Source organism: Archangium lipolyticum, assembly GCF_024623785.1.
GTDB classification, from domain to species: domain Bacteria; phylum Myxococcota; class Myxococcia; order Myxococcales; family Myxococcaceae; genus Archangium; species Archangium lipolyticum.
Genome location: NZ_JANKBZ010000009.1, coordinates 108,638 through 126,543 on the forward strand (window position 1 = coordinate 108,638; position 17,906 = coordinate 126,543).

Genomic DNA, 17,906 nt, shown 5'->3' on the forward strand with positions numbered 1-17,906 from the left:
GAGGAGAAGCACCGTGAGCAGCGGCAAGCGACAGGCGGTGGTGGTGGGCGCGGGAGTGGGGGGACTCGCCGCGGCGGCGCGGCTGGCCCACCAGGGGTTCGACGTCCACCTCTTCGAGAAGACGGACGGCCCCGGTGGCCGCTGCAACCGGCTCCAGGTGGACGGCTTCACCTGGGACATCGGTCCCACCATCGTGCTCATGCCCGAGGTGTTCCAGGAGACGTTCGCCGCGCTCGGCCGGCGCCTGGAGGACTACCTCACGCTGCTGCGGTGCGATCCCAACTACCGCATCCACTACCGCGACGGCTCGGCCATCACCTTCACCTCCGAGCTGTGCACCATGGGGCAGGAGCTGGAGCGGATAGAGCCGGGCAGCTACGCGCGCTACCTCGCCTTCCTCGCGCAGGGCCGCACCCAGTACCGCACCAGCCTGGACCACCTGGTGGGCCGCAACTATTCGGGCATCAGCGACTACTTCGCGCCCTCGGTGCTCAAGAAGATCTTCCAGGTGCGCGCCCACCGCCGCATGTACGCGGACGTCAGCCGCTTCTTCCAGGACGAGCGGCTGCGCGCGGCGATGACCTTCCAGACGATGTACCTCGGGGTGTCGCCCTTCGCGTCGCCCGCGGTGTACGGGCTGTTGCCCTTCACCGAGCTGGGGGTGGGCGTGTGGTTCCCCAAGGGCGGGCTCTACGCCATTCCGCTCGCGCTGGAGAAGGTGGCGCGCGAGGAGGGCGTGCGGCTGCACTACGGCACGCCGGTGAAGCGCATCCTCACCGAGGGCTCGCGCGCCACGGGCGTGGAGCTCGAGAGCGGCGAGGTGGTGAAGGCGGACGTGGTGCTCTGTAATGCGGATCTCCCCTACGCGTACGAGAAGCTGTTGGATCCGGGCGTCACCCGGCTCAAGCGCGCGGAGAAGCTGCGCTTCACCTCCAGTGGCTACATGCTCTACCTGGGACTTCGCCGGCGCTATGACGGGTTGCACCACCACAACGTCGTTTTCGGCCACGACTACAAGGGCTCGTTCGAGGACCTCTTCGAGCGCTTCCGCGTGCCCGAGGATCCGAGCTTCTACGTGAATGCTCCGGCGCATACGGATCCGAGCCTGGCGCCTCCGGGCAAGGATGCCCTGTACGTCCTGGTGCCGGTGCCCCATCAGCACCCGGGCCTGGACTGGAAGGTGGAGGGCCCGAAGGTGCGCGCGAAGGTGCTGCGGCGCCTGGCGGAGCTGGGCTACCCGGAGCTGGAGCGGGACATCGAGGTGGAGCGTGTGTTCACGCCCGACGACTGGGCCTTCACCTTCAACCTGGCCCGGGGGAGCGCGTTCGGGCTGGCTCAAAACTTTATGCAGATTGGCCCCTTCCGACCCTCCAACCAGGATGCGCGGGTGCGGAACCTGTTCTTCGTGGGGGCCTCCACCCAGCCGGGGACCGGACTTCCCACGGTGCTCATCTCCGCGAGGCTGGTGGTGGAGCGTATCCTGGCCTGGTCGGGTGTGACGGATGTGGTGAAGGAGCCCCGGGGAGCCGGGCGCGGAGCAATCGAGGAGGCGGCATGAAGGCGCATGACAACACCCTGGTGGCACGTGGTTACGAGATGGCGGAGCGCGTGACTCGCAATCACGCCAAGAGCTTCTTCTTCGCCTCGTTCATGCTCTTCGGCATGCGGCGCAAGGCGGCCTTCGCGCTCTACGCGTACTGCCGGCGGCTGGATGACATGGTGGACGTGGCGGACGGGGCGGACCACGGCGCGGTGCCCGAGGGGTTGGGCGAGCGGCTGGTGCGCGCGCGCCGCGCGGTGGCCGAGCTCTTCCTGGAGACGCCGGAGCTGGCCGATCCACGCATGCCGCCGCCCGCCACGCGTGCCAGCGGTGGCGAGGGCCCGTGGGATGCGGCGGAGCTGGCCGCGCTGGTGGACTGCATCCGCCGCTTCCGCGTCCCCGAGCAGCCCATGCAGGACCTCATCTCCGGCATGGAGATGGACCTGACGAAGCGCCGCTACGACAGCTGGGCGGAGCTGGACCTGTACTGCTACCGGGTGGCGGGCGTGGTGGGGCTGATGATGGCGCCGATGCTGGGCTGCTCGGACGAGTGGGCGCTCGGGCCGGCGGCGGATCTGGGCCGCGCCATGCAGCTCACCAACATCCTCCGGGACGTGAAGGAGGACCTGGACCGCGACCGCGTCTACCTGCCGCTGGACGAGCTGGCCGCCTTCGAGCTGACGGTGGACGACCTGCGCCGGGGCGTGGTGGACGACCGCTGGCGCGGCTTCATGCGCTTCCAGATCGAACGGGCGCGCGCCTACTACGCGAGGGCGGCGGCGGGCATCCCCGCGCTCACCGGCTTCGGCTGCCAGCGCATGGTGAAGCTGATGGGCTCCATCTACGGGGACATCCTGCGCGTCATCGAGCAGAACGACTACGACGTCTTCAAGGGGCGGCTCTCGGTGCCGGGCTCGCGCAAGCTGGCGCTGGCCACCTCCATCCTCGTGCGGCCCTCGTCGGTGCTGCCCGCCCCACCGACTCCTGAAGTGAAGGTGCCGCTGCTGCCCACCGGCATCACCCCGGGAGTCAGTCCATGAGCGACGACAAGATACAGAAGCTGAAGGTGCGGCGCTCCTCGCGGCTGTCGGGCTTCTACCGTCAGTCGCCGGAGAGCCGCCGCACCCGGCTGGTGGAGTCGCGCTGGCTGGAGCCGGAGGATGCCGAGGCGTGCGCGGGCCTGGGCGGTTTCGACGAGGCCTGCGCGGACGCCATGGTGGAGAACGTCATCGGCCTGCACGGCCTGCCGCTGGGCCTGGCGCTCAACTTCGTGGTGAACGGGCAGGACCGGCTGGTGCCCATGTCGGTGGAGGAGCCCTCCATCATCGCCGCGGCCAGCTACGCCGCGCGCCTGTGCGCCGAGGGCGGCGGCTTCACCGTGACGGCGGATGAGCCCATCACCACCGCGCAGGTGCAGCTGCTGGACGTGCCCTCGCTGGCCGAGGCGGAGACGGTGCTGCGCACGCGGGCGCCCGAGCTGTTGGCCGAGGCCAATGGCCTGCTGGGGGCCATGTGCGCCCGGGGTGGAGGGGCGCGCGAGCTGGAGGTGCGCGTGCTGGACGCCACCACGCTCGTCGTCCACCTGCACGTGGACACCCGCGATGCCATGGGGGCCAACCTCGTCAACGGGCTGGCCGAGAAGATGGCACCTCGGCTCGCGGCCCTCACGCGAAGCCGGGCGGGGCTGAAGATCCTCACCAACCTGGCGGATCGCCGGAAGGTGTACGTGCGGACACGGGTTCCGGCGGCGGCGCTGGCCTTCGAGGGCTTCCCCGATGGCCAGGCGGTGCGGGATGCCATCCTGGAGGCGCACCTCTTCGCGGAGTTGGATCCGTACCGGGCCGTCACCCACAACAAGGGGGTGATGAACGGGGTGGACGCGGTGCTGGTGGCGTGCGGCAACGACTGGCGCGCGGTGGAGGCGGGAGCGCACGCGTACGCGGCCCGCTCGGGCGTGTACCGGCCACTCACGTCGTGGAGGAAGGGGCCCGAGGGCGAGCTGGAGGGGCAGCTGGTGATGCCGCTGGCCACCTCGACGGTGGGCGGAGCGGCGCGCACGCATCCGGGCGTGCGGCGGGCGCTGAAGCTGGCCTGCGTGAAGAGCGCGGTGGACCTGGCGTGCGTGGCGGCGGCGGCGGGACTGGCCACCAACCTGTCGGCCCTCAAGGCGCTGTCCACCGAGGGCATCCAGAAGGGACACATGGCGCTGCACGCGCGGCGCGTGGCGGCGGAGGTGGGGGCGGAGGGAGAGCTGGTGGAGATCGTCGCCGAGCGGCTGGCGCGCGAGCGCGTCTACCGGCCGGAGCGTGCGCGGGAGATCCTCGCCGAGGAGGTACGTCGGAAGGGGGCTTCGCGATGAAGACGATGCGTGTCGCGGTGGTGGGCGGCGGAATCGGAGGGCTGACGGCCGCCGGGCTCCTGGCGAAGGAGGGCCACGACGTCACGCTCTTCGAGGGAGGCCCTACCCTCGGGGGAAAGGCGCAGTGCGTGAAGGCGGACGGGCTCGTGTTCGACACCGGGCCCACGCTGCTCACGCTGCCGGAGGTGGTGAAGGGGCTGTTCGAGCGGCTGGGCGCGGCGGAGCTGCTGCCGCCCGTGACGGAGCTGGAGCCGCAGTGCACCTACCGCTTCGCGGACGGGTGCGGCTTCGTGGCGTACAAGGACCTCGAGCGCACCGCGGAGAGCGCGGGCGGGCTGCGCCCGAGCGAGCGGCACGGGGTGCATGGCTTCTATGAGGAGGCGGAGGCCATCTGGCGCGCCGCGGGCGAGCCATACCTGGAGGCCCCCTTCGAGGGCATGGCGGGCTTCATGGCGCGCGTGGCCCGGCGGGGCGTGGTGGCGATGGCCCGGGGCATGAGGCTGGCGACGTTGGACGATCTGGCGCGGGCGCACTTCAAGACGGACCACATGCGGCAGTTCGTGGGCCGCTTCGCCACGTACGCGGGGGCGTCGCCCTACGAGGTGAGCGCGGCGTATGCCCTCATCCCGCATATCGAGCGCGCGTACGGCGTGCACCACATGCGGGGAGGGATCGGCGCGCTGGTGGATGCGCTCGGGGCGGCGGTGAAGCGCCAGGGGGTGAAGGTGCATCTCCAGACGCGAGCCCGCTACACGCGCGATGCGCGGGGCTACCGGGTGGGGCCCGAGGGAGGCGAGGAGTACTTCGACTCGGTGGTGGTGAACGCGGACCCGCTGGACAAGTTGGGGCGGGGGAGCGAGCCGCTGTCGCTGTCGGGCTACGTGCTGCTGCTGGAGGTGGACGGCCGTCCGGCGCTTCCGCACCACACCGTGCTCTTCAGCCGCGACTACCGCCGCGAGTTCGACGAGCTCTTCGGTGGCCAGCTGGCCAATGACCCGACGGTGTACTTCTGCAACCCCTCGGCGACGGACCCGACGATGGCGCCCCCCGACAAGACGGGCCTCTTCGTCATGGTGAACGCTCCGGCGCTGCCGCGCGAGCCGGGCGCCAGTGAGCGGGCGGCGGCCGCGTGGGAGCTGCAGGCCGAGCGGGTGAAGGCGCAGATGTTCGACAAGCTGTTGCAGCACTACCCGGAGCTGCGGGGACGCATGCGGGTGGTGGGGCAGCGCACGCCGGTGGACCTGGCGGCGCTGGGTGCCCCGGGTGGCTCCATCTACGGCTTCCTGCCGCACGGGAAGTTCGGTCCCTTCCGCCGGCCGCGCATCCGGGGCTGCTCGCCGGGGCTCTTCTTCGCGGGCGGAGGCACGCATCCGGGAGGCGGGGTGCCGCTGGTGATGCTCTCGGGCCGCTTCGCCGCGGAGATGGCGTCCGCGCACCTGCGGAGGAGCGCATGAGGCTGTTGGACTCTTCATCGGCTCCGCCGAGGCGCTCGCATGGGTATGGCTGGCTGGATGCATTGCCGGCACTGCCGGACACGTCGGGGGCCTACCGCTGGTTCTACGCGGACGTGACGGCGGGCGAGTACAGCGCGGTGTTCATCTTCATGGTGGGCTCGCTCTTCTCCGCGCGCTACTCGGCGGGAGTGAAGCGTGGGGCCCTGCCGCTCGAGCACAGCGCGGTGAACTTCGCGCTCTATCACCAGGGCCGGCGCCAGTGCTGGGTGTTGAGCGAGTACCCGGAGGCCTCGGTGCGGCACGAGGGCCGGGCGCTGCGCATCGGCCGCTCGCTGCTGGAGTACGCGCTGGACGGCACGGTGCGCCTGGAGGTGGACGAGCGGTGCGCGCCTTTCGGCAGGGCGGTGCGGGCCAGCCTTGTGTTGGAGCCCCAGGTGCCGGCGGCGGAGGAGTTGCAACTGGTGCCGGGATTGCCGCACTACTGGAGGGCCCTGGCGCTCCGGGCGAAGGCACGGCTGGAGGTGGCCTCGGACGGCGTGGTGTCGGAGGGCCTGGGCTACCACGACAGCAACCACGGCGCGGAGCTGCTGGGCGCGAGGCTGCCGGGGTGGCACTGGGCGCGCGTGCACGGGCCGGAGGAGACGGTGGTGGACTACCACCTGCCGGGCGGAGTGGCGCCGCTGCGGGTGTCGGCGGGCGCGATGGGGACGAAGTCCGAGCGCAGGCCCCTGCTGGCCGAGGCGCGGCCGACGAGCCTGACGGGCTGGGGCCTGCGGGTGCCGGCGCAACTGCATGCGGGCAACACGGTGGTGGGCGTGCCGAAGCTGCTGGAGTCCTCGCCCTTCTACGCCCGGGTGGAGGCGCGGAGGAACGGGCTGGACGTGATGGGGGAGGTGGCGGACTTCCGCCGCTTCCACTCGCCCTACATCCGCTGGATGGCGCACTTCCGCACGCGCGTGGAGCGTGGGACATGAACCCGCTGGTGGTGCTGGGCCTGGGCTGGACGGTGCTGGCCGGGGGCTTCAGCGCGGTGGCGCTGGGGCGGTTGTTGCGGCGGCGGCGCCCGGTGGAGCCCACGCGGGTACCGGTGCTGTTGCTGCGCCCGGTGGACGAGCCCACGGCGCGGGAGCTGGAGAACCTGTCGCGGCCCATCGACTACGCGGGGCCGCTGGAGCACGTGGTGCTGTCGCCGAGGGAGCCGCGTCTGCCCGAGGGCGTGAGGTGGCTGCGGAGCGACCCGTCGACGCCGAACCGGAAGGTGGGCCACGTGCTGTTCGCGCTGGAGACGCTGCCGAGGGAGGGACGGGTGGTGTTGGTGGTGGACGCGGACGTGGCGGTGACGGGGGCGCTGGTGGAGGGCCTGGCATCACCGGTGGCGGCGGGGGCGGCGCTGAGCACGGCGGTGCCGACGCCGGTGGGCGAGGCTGGCCTGGCGGACCGGGCGGTGGCGGGGCTGCTGAGACGTACACACCACAGCTTCCGGGCGTTGCACGTGATGAGCGCGGGAGCGAAGTCGGTGTGCGGCAAGGCGCTGGGGCTGAGCGAGCGGGCGATGGAGGAGCTGGCGGGGCTGGCGGACCACATCGGGGAGGACCTGGAGCTGTCGAAGCGGTTGCACGCGCGGGGGCTGGACGTGGAGCTGTGCGAGGTGCCGGCGGTGGTGCCATTGGCATCGGGCACATGGAGCGCGGCGCTGGCGCGCTTCACGAGGTGGATGCAGGTGCTGGAGAGTCACCGGCCGGGCCTCTATCCGACGGTGCCGCTGCTCTTCACGCCGACGTGGCCGTTGCTGGTGCTGGGAGCACTGATGGGTTCTCTGTGGCTGGCGATGGCGGTAGGGGGTCTGCTGTGCGTGAGAACCCTGTTGTCCTGGCGTCTGACGGTGCTCAGCACCCCTCTCCCCCTGGGAGAGGGACGGGGTGAGGGTATAGGCCCCCCCGTGCACCACGTGGCACTGGACTGGCTGTTGGGCGAAGCGCTGTTGCTGAGCGCCTTTCTGCATTCCCTCGTGCACCCGCCGCGGGTGACGTGGAGGGGGCGCACCTACGCGTTGCACACGGGGGGACGCATGTCACCGGTGTGGACGGAGCTGAGTGGAGGCCGGGGATGACCTACGGACGCTTCCTGGGATTGTTCGTCGTGCTGCCCATCCTCTTCCTGCTGGTGCGCTACCGGCGGACGCTGACGTGGAGAGGGCTGGCGCCGATGGGGATACTGCTGGTGGTGGTGTACGCGGCGACGTCGCCGTGGGACAACCTGGCGGTGAAGTGGGGGCTGTGGGGCTTCGACCCGGAGCGCATCTGGGGAATCAAGCTGGGCTACCTGCCGCTGGAGGAGTACCTCTTCTTCGGGCTGCAGACGTTGCTGGTGGGGCTCTGGGCGCGCGAGCGGCTGCGCCGGGTGCTGGAAGAGGCCCCCGCGGAGGAGAAGAAGGAGCCGGCCGGATCCACGAAGGCCCGCGAGCCGAGGCTGGACGCGGAGGAGGTGGCGTCATGATGGAGTCGCGCTGGGCGTACCTCATCCACCTGATGGCGTGGGCGGTGCCCTTCATCGTGTTGCAGCTGGGGCTGCTGGTGCACCACTTCCGGGGCCGCTCGTGGGCGGTGCTGAAGGCGGTGTTGCCTCCGGCGCTGGTGGTGGGCACGTACCTGGTGGTGGCGGATCACCTGGCCATCCGCGTGGGCATCTGGAACTTCGGCGAGGGAAAGCACCTGGGCGTGTACGTGGCGGGGGTGCCGCTGGAGGAGATCCTCTTCTTCCTGCTGACGAGCGTGATGGTGTCCCTGGGGTTGACGCTCTTCACTGCGCTCCTCTCGCGGCGGGAGGCGCGTGTGCCGTGATTCGCGCGGCGAAGGGCGGACTCCTCGGGTGGGTGCTCGATGGCTACGTCGGGTGGAAGTTCCGCTCGGCGTTCCGTGGCCTGTGGGTGCGCGGAGGGCTGCCGGGAGGGGAGGGCTCGCGCCTGGTGTACGCCAACCATTGCAACTGGTGGGACGGCTTCGTGCTGCACCAGGTGGGGAAGGCGGCGGGGTGGGACGCGTACTGCGTCATGGAGGAGCACAACCTGGAGCGCTACCGTTTCCTGTCCCGGCTGGGGGCGTTCAGCATCCGCCGGGGCGAGTGGGCCTCGTCGCTGGAGACGCTGCGGTACGCGGGCCAGTTGTTGCGTGGACCCCGGGCGGCGGTGTGCCTGTTTCCGGAGGGGGAGCTGAGGCCCTTCGGGGTGCTGCCGCTGCGGCTGGAGCGCGGGGTGGAGCTGCTGGCGCGGGTGGGGAAGGTGGAGTGCGTACCGCTCGCCATCCGCTATGCCTTCTTCGAGCACGAGCGGCCGGACGTGCTGGTGGAGGTGGGGACGCCGCACGCGGCGGGGTCGCTGTCGCGCTTCCAGGCGGAGCTGGAGGGGGCGGTGCGGCGGCTGGCGGAGGCGACGAGCCTGGAGGGCTTCACGCGGGTGGTGTCCGGGGGCATGGGGGTGGCGGAGCGTTGGGACGTGGTGCGGGGGAGGGCGCCTTCGGCATGACGCTGCGCATCCGGACCATCGCCCGGCTGACGGGCATCCGCGAGGCCACGCTGCGGGCCTGGGAGCGGCGCTATGGCTTCCCGCGCCCCCACCGCAACGAGAGCAACTACCGGGTGTACTCGCGCGACGAGGTGGAGAACATCCGCCGGGTGGCGAAGCTCATCTCCGAGGGCCTGGCGGTGAGCGAGGCGATCGCCCAGGTGCGGACGACGCCGGTGGGCGAGCTGCCGGTGGGTGAGCGGCTGGAGGAGCGCTTCTGGTCGGCGGTGATGATGCTGGACGGGGACGAGGCGGACCGGGTGCTGGGCGAGGCGCGGGCCACGATGGACGCGCAGGCCTACTGTGACTCCTTCCTCATGCCGCTGCTGCGGGAGATGGGGATGCGGCTGGACATCGCGCGGGAGCACATGGCCTCGGCGCTCATCCGCCAGCGGCTGCGCGCCCTGCTGCTGGCCGAGGACTCGCGCCCGGAGGGCCCCCGGGTGCTGCTGGCCTGTCCGGAGCGGGACATGCACGAGGGCGGACTGCTGGCGCTGGGACTGCACTTGAAGCGGAAGGGCTGGAGGGTGACGCTGCTGGGGGCGGATACGCCGGCGGAGGCGTTGCGCTCGGCCTGCCAGCAGGTGCACCCGGATCTGGTGGCGCTCTCCTGCGTGCGGAGGAGGGAGCCAGGGGAGCTGCAACAGGTGCTGAGCGCCTCGGTCGAGGCGTGTGCTCCGACGCTGGTGGTGGTAGGAGGGCCGGGCGCGCGTGAGCACCTGAAGGCCATCTTCAGCGCGGGGGCGCAGTACGCCGAGACCGCGGAGGAGCTGGTGCTCCTCTGGCAGCAGGCGCGCGGCGAGTCGAACCGTACCTGAGACAAGAGGGTGCGGAGGGGTAGGGGAAGCCATGGCCGAGCGCACCTACAGAATCCATGTCGCCGCCGAGCTGTCCGGGGTGAGGGTAGAGCTCATCCGGGCCTGGGAGCGGCGCTACGGTGTGCTGGCGCCGAGGCGCACGCCCTCGGGCTACCGGGTGTACACGGACCGGGACGTGGCGCTGCTGCGGCGGCTCAAGCAACTCACCGAGGAGGGGGTGTCCATCAGCGAGGCGGCGACGATGTTGCCGCAGTTGCTGAGGGAGATGGACGCGGCGCGGCCCGCCGTGGAGCCAGACTCCTCGAGCGTGCGGGCGTGGATGGACGATGCGCTCGCGGCGGCGGAGGCGCTGGACCAGGCGCGGATCTCGGCGGTGCTGGACGAGGTGCTGGCGGCGCTGTCGCCGCTGAGGGCGTATGACGAGGTGCTGGTGCCCCTGCAGCGGGAGGTGGGGGAGCGCTGGCATGAGGGCACGTTCTCGGTGGGGCAGGAGCACCTGGTGACGCAGGAGGTGCGCGCACGGCTCATCGGCCTGCTGCACGCGGCACCGGGCCAGGGGAACCGGCGCGTGGTGCTGGCGTGCTTTCCGACGGAGGAGCACGAGATTGGACTGTTGGGCGCGGCGCTGAGGCTCCGGCACGCGGGGATGTCGGTGACGCTGTTGGGGCAGCGGACGCCAGCGGCGGAGGTGGGGCGGGTGGCGCACGCGCTGAAGGCGGAGCTCGTGGGGCTGTCGGCGGTGACGGACGAGGGGGCCCGGGTGTTCGAGGACACGCTGTCCCGAATCCTGGAGGGCATTCCCCAGGGGACGCCGGTCTGGGTGGGGGGTCCTGGGGCGCTGTTGCACCGCGAGGTGGGCGAGCGGCTGGGGGTGCACGTCTTCGAGAGCGGGGACGACTGGGCGCGGCTGCTGGGCGCGTGAGCCCCGCGGGCCGGGCGCCTCAGTGCACCCCGCCCATCATCCGCCGGAGCGGGCGGACGAAGACGGCCAGCACCAGGCCCGCGCCAACGGCCACGGCCGCCACCGCGCCGAAGAGCTGGGGCAGGGGCATGGCCTCGAACTGTCCCGCCACGCGCCCGGCGATGAGGTTGCCCAGCGACATGGACATGAACCACACGCCCATCATCTGCCCCACCGTCCGCTGCGGGGACAGCTTCGTCACCGTGCTCAGGCCCACCGGGCTGAGGCTCAGCTCGCCGAAGGTGTGCAGCAGGTAGGTGAGCACCAGCCACATGGGGCTCACCTTGTTCCCTCCCGCTGTCGCCAGCGAGGCCGCCACCATCACCACGAAGCCCGTGCCCAGAAGCACCAGCCCCAGGGAGAACTTGGCCGGGCTGCTCGGCTCGTTCTCGCGCTTGTTGAGCCACACCCACAGCCAGGCGAACACCGGCGCGAAGCCGATGATGAGCAGCGAGTTGATGGACTGGAGGAAGCTCGATGGCATCTCCCAGCCCAACACCTTCCGGTCCGTCAGCTCCCGGGCGAAGAGGTTGAGCGAGGAGCCCGCCTGCTCGAAGCCGGCCCAGAAGATGGCCGAGCAGATGAAGAAGACGCCGATGACGCCCAGCCGCCGCTTCTCCGCGGCGTCCAGCCCGCCAGCCGTGAACATGTAGGAGAAGAACGCGAGCGCCAGCGTCACGATGATGAAGCCGCCCGCGTTGGCCAGGCCCACCGGCGTCGTCAGGTCCACCACGCCCAGCAGCTGCAACACCACCAGCAGTCCCACCAGCACGCCCGCCAACGCGAGCCCCACCGTGCGCGAGGAGCCCCGCTTCGGCTGCCCTGGCCCCTGGGTGTCCTCGCTCCTGGGCTTCTGTCCCACCTCGCCCAGGTGCTTGCCGCCCACCAGGTACTGGATGATGCCGAGCACCATGCCGATGCCCGCGGCGCCGAAGCCGAGGTGCCAGTCCACCTGCTCGCCCAGGTAGCCCACCACCAGCGGCGCGATGAAGCCGCCGATGTTGATGCCCATGTAGAAGATGGAGAAGCCCGCGTCGCGCCGTGCTCCGCCCTCGGGGTAGAGGCCACCCACCATGGCGCTGATGTTGGGCTTGAGCAGTCCCGTGCCCAGCACGATGAGCAGCAGGCCCAGGTAGAAGAAGAACACCCCCTGCAGCGCCATGCTGAAGTGGCCCAGGGCGATGATGATGCCGCCGAAGAGCACCGCGCGCCGCTGGCCGATGAGCCGGTCCGCCAGCCACCCTCCCGGCATGGCGGTGAGGTACACGCCCGCGCCATAGAGCCCGTAGATGGCGCTCGCCTTCTGTGCATCGAAGCCCAGGCCCCCCTTCTCCACGGCCGCCGTCATGAAGAGGATGAGCAGCGCCCGCATGCCGTAGAAGCTGAAGCGCTCCCACATCTCGGTGAAGAAGAGCGTGGCGAGCCCTCGCGGGTGGCCGAAGAAGCCTCGCTGCTCCAGCCCCGGTGAGGGCGGGCCTCCAGGTGGGCCAGGGGGAAGGGCCGAGTCGCTGGCGGACCGCGTGGCGGGTGTCTGGGTCATTCGGGGCTCCAGGGGGGCCGGGGGCTTCCGTGTCCACCCCGTCCCGAACTGTACCCGCGAATGGGCGAGTCTGGCGCCAGGTGCTTCCCGGAGGTGCTCAGCCCTCCTTGGGGGCCGAGGCGACGGCGGCGAACCGGTCCCCGTACGGCGGCACCTCGCGGTAGTCGATGCGGGCCACGATGACCTGCGGCCGGCGCTCCTCGTCCGCGCGCCGGAGCACCTCGGGCAGCAGCCGCGCGAGCTGGCCCGGCCGTGTCACCTCGTAGGCTCGCGCCCCGAGCGACTCGGAGAACTTCACCAGGTCCGGGTCCCCCAGGCTGAAGAAGGCGTCGTCCAGCGCGTACTCGCCCTTCGCCTGCGAGTGCTCTCCGTGATTCACCATCCCCAGGTAGTTGTCATTGAGGACGAGGTACACGGCGCCCACCTGGTAGCGCACCGCGGTGACGAGCTCCGTCCCATTCATCAGGAACGAGCCATCTCCCGTGAGCGCGATGGCCGTGTTCTCCGGGCGGCCCACCTTCCCGCCGATGACCGCGCCCATCGACCAGCCCATGGAAGACAGGCCGCAGGGATAGAAGACGCGCGCGGGCGGGGCGATGCGCAGGCAGTGCGTGGCCCAGCCGGTGCAGTTGCCCATGTCCACGTACAGGTCCGTGTTCCCGCGCAGGTGCGGGTTGAGCTCCGCCATGACGTGCTGGGGCTTGAGCGGGCCGTCCTCGGGCAGCACCGCCGCCGCCGCCCGGTGGGCGAGGTTCAGCTCGTTGAGGTGCTGCCGGCGCTCGCGCACCAGCGCCTCGCTGCCCGGCGCGGAGCCGTGGCCGAACTCCACCAGGCCTCCCACCACCGAGCTCACGTCCGCGACGATGGGCAGGTTCACCTGGAGGAACTGGCCGATGACGGACGGGGTGGCGTCCACCTGGATGACGGTGCTCGCCATCTGGAAGAGCGAGGAGAAGCTCTTGCTGGCCCACTCCCCCAGGCGGCTGCCCAGCACCATCAGCACGTCCACGCCCTCGCGCAGGTACTGCTCGGCGCGCTTGCTGCCGGCGATGCCCAGCACGCCCAGCGACAGCGCATCCTCCTCGGAGAAGAGCCCCTTGCCGCGCAGGCTGGTGGCCACGGGCAGGCAGTAGCGGCGCACGAAGGCGGTGAACTCCGCGCCCCGGCCCTCCAGCGCCTCGCGCGCGCCCGAGCCCAGGTACAGCAGGGGCCGCTTCGCCTGGCGCAGCAGCTCGAAGGCCGTGTACACCTCGGAGGCCGGCGCCGCGGACAGCGTGCCCTTCCACGCGCCCGGCGCCGTGGGCACGCTCACCTTCTCCAGCTTCTGCCGGGCGATGTTGGTGGGCACGCTCAGGTGCACCGCCCCGTACGGCACCGCCTGCGCCGTCTTCAGCGCCCGCTCCAGCAGCCGGGGGAAGCTCTTCGCGTCCACGATGGTGCTGCTCGAGGCCGTGCAGTGCCGGAACATCTCCGCCGTGTTGATGCCGCCCTCGTCGGTGCTCTCCTGGATGGCGGCCAGGCCGAAGCGCTCGGTGGACACCTGTCCGCTGAGGGTCAGCACCGGCACCTGATCCAGGTGCGCCGAGGCCACGCCCGTCATCGCGTTGGTGGCCCCGGGGCCGGCCGTCACCGCGCACACGCCCAGCTTGCCGGTGGCGCGCGCGTACCCGTCCGCCATGAAGGCCGTGCCGCCCTCGTGGCTGCCGATGATGAAGCGGATGCGCGACTGGCGGCGCAGCGCCTGCACCAGGGGCGCGATGTTGCCTCCGGGGATGCCGAACACCGTGTCCACCCGCTCCGCCTCCAGGTGCGCCAGCAGGGCCTCCACCACCGTCACGTCCTCCAGCGTCCGGAAGGAGCGCAGCCGCGCCGGGGCCGCCGGCTCCTGCGGGCGGGTCTGCGGCTCGGCCGGGGTCACCCCTTCCCTCGTGGGAGGGAGGAACAGCGCGGGGGCGGACTCACCGCGGCTCAGAGGACTCGACGTGACCTTGGCGAGGGCGGGCTGGGACACAGGCTCCCCTTTCTTCTGTGAGGAATGCGTGCGCGCGGCGCGGTGTGCCGGGCCAACGATGTCGCACGATGTACCTCAGTTCCCTTCCTTTTGGAACAGCTAAATCAAATTTTTTCAGACACGACGGATGGGAGATGTGGTAGGGGGCGCGCGCTACCCGACACAGGGAGGAGAGGATGTCCGTCCCACGGAACTTCGTCACGGAGTACGGCTTTCGGGTTCACGCTCCCGGGTTCATCACCCCGGAGGACGCGAGTGCCTGGCTGGAGGACCTGAAGCTCCAGGTGGAAGCCCGGGAGGGGAGGCCCTTCGGGCTGCTGGTGGACTCGAGGACGCAGAGGGCCAACCCGGTGGCGACCCAGGAGCTCATCCAGGAGTCGATGGTGTGGTTGCGCGACCATGGGATGGAGCGCTCCGCGGTGGTGTTGGACAGCACCGTGACGCTGCTCCAGGTCCTCGGTCTGGCGAAGGCCACGGGCGTGTACGTCCATGAGCGGTACGTGGACTCGCTGAAGGATCCGGACTGGGAGGCGAGGGCGCTGGATTGGATCCTCCGGGCCATCGAGCCGGCCGAGAACGGGGAGGGTGCTCACTCCACGGGCGCGGTGCGCGGAGTGCCGAGCAGTTGCAGCGTGCGCATCGCGACATCCACGAGCGTCTGCGCACACGGGTAGCATCCCCCGCCGCAGCATAGGGGCCACTCGCCCTCGGGCTCTCGCAGGAGCGGGTACACGCATCCTCGGTAGGAGAGGGGCAGCCCGAGCTCGTCACACGCCTGGCGGAGCGCGTCCTGCACACGGGGGTCTCTCACGTCGGTCACCTGGAGGTTGTAACCGCTCGGCTCCCGGCTCGCCGCGCGGGGATGGAGATGCCTGGCGAGGGACCGGGCATCCGATGACCCGGTGACGCAGGGGCTCGGGTTAGCCTGTGGGCTCCATCTCGCCCGGGAGTCGCTCGATGACGTTGTACCGCCGTGCCGTTCTCTGCTTGTTGCTCGCGCTGAATGTGGCTTGTGCCACGGCGCGCCCCGGTGCAACGGAGACGCGGGTGGTCCGGTTGCCGAGTGGTTCCGAGCAGCTCGCCCTGCGCGAGTCCTGGCTCGCCAGGCGCCATGAGCTGCTCCTGCCGATGATGCGCCGCCACGGTGTGGGCATGTGGATCATCGTGAACGAGGAGTTCCATGACGATCCGCTCACCCCCTGTGTCGCACCGCCGCGTCCCTACATGGGGAATCGGGACCTCTTCGTCTTCATCGACGCGGGCGAGCAGGGGTTGAAGAAGTACGCGCTGACGGACTACGTGGAGGAGAACGTCGCGCGCTTCTTCGAGTCGCTGGATGCGGGTGGGCAGCAGGAGGCGCTGGCCGTGCTCTACAAGCAGTACCGGCCGAAGACGATCGCGCTGGGCATCGGCGGCAAGCGTGGGGTGACACGCAGCCTGACGCGGGACTCGTACACGTTCCTCGTGGAGTCGCTGGGGTCCGAGGCGGAGGCGCGCTTCATGAGCGCGGCGCCCCTCATCGAGGAGTACCTGGACACGCGCCTCCCGGAGGAGCTGGAGCACTACCGGGCGATGGTGGTTCTCACGGAGGAGCTGGTACGGCGGGCGCTCTCCGCCGAAGTGGTGAAGCCGGGCGTCACGCGGGTGGGGGACGTACGCCGCTGGTTGTATGACGAGCTGTGGCGGCTGGGCCTGGTGACCTGGTTCCAACCGGATCTGCGCGTGCAGCGCAGGGGGCAGGGCAATGGGTCCTCGAGGGGATTTCTCGCGGTGGCCCGGGAGGACGTGCTCATCCAGCGGGGCGACCTGCTGCACGTGGACTTCGGCCTCAGCTTCCTGGGTCTGCACACCGACTGGCAGAAGATGGCGTACGTGCTGCGCGAGGGCGAGAGGGACGCCCCCGAGGGGCTGAAGCGGGCGCTGGCGAACACGAACGTGCTCCAGGACGCGCTGGTGAGGCTCTCGCGTCCGGGGCGCTCGTCCGCCGAGGTGTACGAGGCGGTGATGGCCGAGATGAAGCAGAAGGGGATTCAGGCGCAGGTGTACTCGCACCCGTTGGGCAATCAGGGTCATGCATTGGGGGCGTCCATCGACTTCCGCTCGGCCAGCCGGAAGCAGGAGCCCAAGCCGCTGCGGGAGGGCTCGTACATCGCCATCGAGCTCAACACGCGCACCGCGGTGCCCGAGTGGGATGGCCAGGAGGTCTACGCGATGGAGGAGGATCCCGCGTACCTCACCCGCGAGGGCTGGCGCTTCTTCGTGCCTCGGCAGGAGGCGTACTACCTCATTCCGTAGGCCGTGGTTCGTGACGTGCAATCCACCCCCCTCCGGGAGTGTTCAGTACGCGTAACGGCCTGTACTCCAGGGCATGGCGCACGCTCTCCCGCTCACCCGATGTGGCCTCTTGTGCCGTGCGCGGGTCCAGGCGCGGGAGGTTTCACATGCGACGACTTGTGGCGGTACTGGTGGCCCTGAGCCTGGTGGGATGCGGCGATGACCCGCCCCCGGCGACGGGCCGATTTGGTGAGGTGACGAGCGCGGTGGTGGTGGTCAACCCGGTCATCAATCAGGGCTCCACCACGACGCTGGTGCCGGGCTCCGCGCGCTCGGGGGTTGAGTTCAAGGCGGCCGACCTCGAGCCGGTGAGGACGGATTCCACGGGGCTGGCGGTGGTGGAGGACCTGCCCACGGGCACGGTGCAGCTGGACTTCGATCCCGGCACGTACTCCTTCCAGGTGGCGCAGGAGAAGGAGCTCTATGACGTGGTGCTGTCGTACCGGGATGGGACGGTGCAGCCCCTGTTCCCGCCCGTGCGCTACCCCCTTGGGGGCGCGGTGGTGGAGGTGGAGCCGGGGGGCAACATCGCCCAGGCGGCGGCCAGCGACAACACCATCATCGTGCTGAAGCCGGGCAACTACCCGGGCAACTTCGACCTGCGCGCCGCGGGCGTGCTCATCTTCGGCGCCTGGTCTCCCACGGAGGGGCCGCTGTCCATCATCGACGGCAACGTCACGGTGCTCGGCGGCAGCAACCGGATGCGCGGCGTGAAGATCAACGGCCGGCTGACGAGCAACGCCAACGGCCTCTCGGTGGCGTTCTCGGACATCGCGAGCGCCACCATCACCGGCAACGGCGTGTCGCTGCTGCGCAACCGCTTCACGGCGGGACAGGCCTCGGTGCCCAGCTCCAACGCGGTGCTGGTGGACAACGCGGGGATCCCCTGATGCGAGCGAATACCCTGGTCCTGCTGGGACTCGCGCTGGTGGCCTCGGGCTGCCGCATCTACATGCACGACGATTGGCCGCGCCGTCCGCCCCCTCCTCGCGGGGAGCCGTATCCAGACTCGCGGCCACCCCCACCACCGCAACCGCGTGACGTGCTGCGGGCCAAGGAGATCAAGGCCGGACGTGTCTACGCGCGCGTCATCTACGCCAAGGAGGTGAAGGCGCGAGATGGCCGGGTGGGCCGCGTCTACTCCGGCGAGGGCGGAAAGGGAGGCAAGGGGGGTTGGGGCGGCGGTGAGGTGAAGTCCCCGGAGGTCTCGGCGGAGATCATCTACGCCAAGGAGATCAAGGCCGACTGGATCGAAGCGGACGAAATCCACGCCAAGGAAGTGAAGATCGGCCGGTAGTCCCATCAGGGCCGTCCCGCTCACCCAGGGGGA

The 17,906-nt window shown here is 70.6% G+C and carries 18 protein-coding genes; 15 read left to right on the forward strand and 3 right to left on the reverse strand.

The features are described from left to right. The first annotated feature begins 13 nt into the window (after positions 1-13). The 11 genes from NR810_RS20805 to NR810_RS20855 are packed head-to-tail and all read left to right on the forward strand — an operon-like array spanning position 14 to position 10,652. Positions 14-1,558 (forward strand): phytoene desaturase family protein, encoded by a 1,545-nt coding sequence (locus tag NR810_RS20805; RefSeq protein ID WP_257454837.1) that lies wholly within the window; start codon positions 14-16, stop codon positions 1,556-1,558. After that, positions 1,555-2,580: a phytoene/squalene synthase family protein gene (locus tag NR810_RS20810; RefSeq protein WP_257454839.1), complete on the forward strand. Its 1,026-nt coding sequence runs from the start codon at positions 1,555-1,557 to the stop codon at positions 2,578-2,580. The genes NR810_RS20805 and NR810_RS20810 overlap by 4 nt, the downstream gene beginning before the upstream one ends. Continuing rightward, positions 2,577-3,899, forward strand: coding sequence for a hydroxymethylglutaryl-CoA reductase, degradative (locus NR810_RS20815; RefSeq protein ID WP_257454841.1), 1,323 nt, complete (start codon positions 2,577-2,579; stop codon positions 3,897-3,899). The genes NR810_RS20810 and NR810_RS20815 overlap by 4 nt, the downstream gene beginning before the upstream one ends. Continuing rightward, positions 3,896-5,353 carry a phytoene desaturase family protein gene (locus NR810_RS20820; RefSeq protein ID WP_257454843.1) on the forward strand — a complete coding sequence of 486 codons (1,458 nt, stop codon included), beginning with the start codon at positions 3,896-3,898 and terminating at the stop codon, positions 5,351-5,353. Before NR810_RS20815 ends, NR810_RS20820 begins: the two co-directional genes overlap by 4 nt. Continuing rightward, positions 5,350-6,327, forward strand: coding sequence for a carotenoid 1,2-hydratase (locus tag NR810_RS20825; protein WP_257454845.1), 978 nt, complete (start codon positions 5,350-5,352; stop codon positions 6,325-6,327). The genes NR810_RS20820 and NR810_RS20825 overlap by 4 nt, the downstream gene beginning before the upstream one ends. Continuing rightward, positions 6,324-7,463: a glycosyltransferase gene (locus NR810_RS20830; RefSeq protein WP_257454847.1), complete on the forward strand. Its 1,140-nt coding sequence runs from the start codon at positions 6,324-6,326 to the stop codon at positions 7,461-7,463. Before NR810_RS20825 ends, NR810_RS20830 begins: the two co-directional genes overlap by 4 nt. Continuing rightward, positions 7,460-7,849, forward strand: coding sequence for a lycopene cyclase domain-containing protein (locus NR810_RS20835; protein ID WP_257454849.1), 390 nt, complete (start codon positions 7,460-7,462; stop codon positions 7,847-7,849). The genes NR810_RS20830 and NR810_RS20835 overlap by 4 nt, the downstream gene beginning before the upstream one ends. Further along, positions 7,846-8,193, forward strand: coding sequence for a lycopene cyclase domain-containing protein (locus NR810_RS20840; protein ID WP_257454851.1), 348 nt, complete (start codon positions 7,846-7,848; stop codon positions 8,191-8,193). The genes NR810_RS20835 and NR810_RS20840 overlap by 4 nt, the downstream gene beginning before the upstream one ends. After that, positions 8,190-8,873: a lysophospholipid acyltransferase family protein gene (locus tag NR810_RS20845; RefSeq protein ID WP_257454852.1), complete on the forward strand. Its 684-nt coding sequence runs from the start codon at positions 8,190-8,192 to the stop codon at positions 8,871-8,873. Before NR810_RS20840 ends, NR810_RS20845 begins: the two co-directional genes overlap by 4 nt. Next, a complete protein-coding gene (locus tag NR810_RS20850; protein ID WP_257454854.1) occupies positions 8,870-9,730 on the forward strand; it encodes a MerR family transcriptional regulator in 861 nt (286 codons plus the stop codon). The genes NR810_RS20845 and NR810_RS20850 overlap by 4 nt, the downstream gene beginning before the upstream one ends. 31 nt (positions 9,731-9,761) lie before the next feature. Beyond that, complete coding sequence (locus tag NR810_RS20855; protein ID WP_257454856.1) at positions 9,762-10,652, forward strand: MerR family transcriptional regulator; 891 nt, start codon at positions 9,762-9,764, stop codon at positions 10,650-10,652. 19 nt (positions 10,653-10,671) lie between these two features. Here the strand turns inward: NR810_RS20855 and NR810_RS20860 are convergent, their stop codons facing one another. Then, positions 10,672-12,231 carry a peptide MFS transporter gene (locus tag NR810_RS20860; RefSeq protein WP_257454858.1) on the reverse strand — a complete coding sequence of 520 codons (1,560 nt, stop codon included), beginning with the start codon at positions 12,229-12,231 and terminating at the stop codon, positions 10,672-10,674. Positions 12,232-12,328: 97 nt separating this feature from the next. After that, complete coding sequence (locus NR810_RS20865) at positions 12,329-14,149, reverse strand: thiamine pyrophosphate-binding protein (protein WP_257454860.1); 1,821 nt, start codon at positions 14,147-14,149, stop codon at positions 12,329-12,331. 269 nt (positions 14,150-14,418) lie between these two features. Here NR810_RS20865 and NR810_RS20870 point away from each other — a divergent pair, with 269 nt between their 5' ends. Next, complete coding sequence (locus NR810_RS20870; RefSeq protein WP_257454862.1) at positions 14,419-14,916, forward strand: hypothetical protein; 498 nt, start codon at positions 14,419-14,421, stop codon at positions 14,914-14,916. On the opposite strand, the gene NR810_RS52610 is transcribed toward NR810_RS20870, so the two are convergent. Further along, complete coding sequence (locus NR810_RS52610) at positions 14,832-15,062, reverse strand: Rossmann-fold NAD(P)-binding domain-containing protein (RefSeq protein ID WP_257454863.1); 231 nt, start codon at positions 15,060-15,062, stop codon at positions 14,832-14,834. The two genes, NR810_RS20870 and NR810_RS52610, sit on opposite strands and share 85 nt — an antisense overlap. Before the next feature lie 137 nt (positions 15,063-15,199). Between NR810_RS52610 and NR810_RS20880 the strand changes: the two genes are divergently transcribed. The 3 genes from NR810_RS20880 (at position 15,200) to NR810_RS20890 (ending at position 17,873) form a co-directional block, all read left to right on the forward strand. Then, positions 15,200-16,537, forward strand: coding sequence for a M24 family metallopeptidase (locus tag NR810_RS20880; protein ID WP_257454864.1), 1,338 nt, complete (start codon positions 15,200-15,202; stop codon positions 16,535-16,537). A 146-nt stretch (positions 16,538-16,683) separates the two neighbouring features. After that, positions 16,684-17,466 carry a hypothetical protein gene (locus NR810_RS20885; RefSeq protein ID WP_257454865.1) on the forward strand — a complete coding sequence of 261 codons (783 nt, stop codon included), beginning with the start codon at positions 16,684-16,686 and terminating at the stop codon, positions 17,464-17,466. Continuing rightward, positions 17,466-17,873 (forward strand): hypothetical protein, encoded by a 408-nt coding sequence (locus NR810_RS20890; protein ID WP_257454866.1) that lies wholly within the window; start codon positions 17,466-17,468, stop codon positions 17,871-17,873. Before NR810_RS20885 ends, NR810_RS20890 begins: the two co-directional genes overlap by 1 nt. Positions 17,874-17,906: the final 33 nt, after the last annotated feature.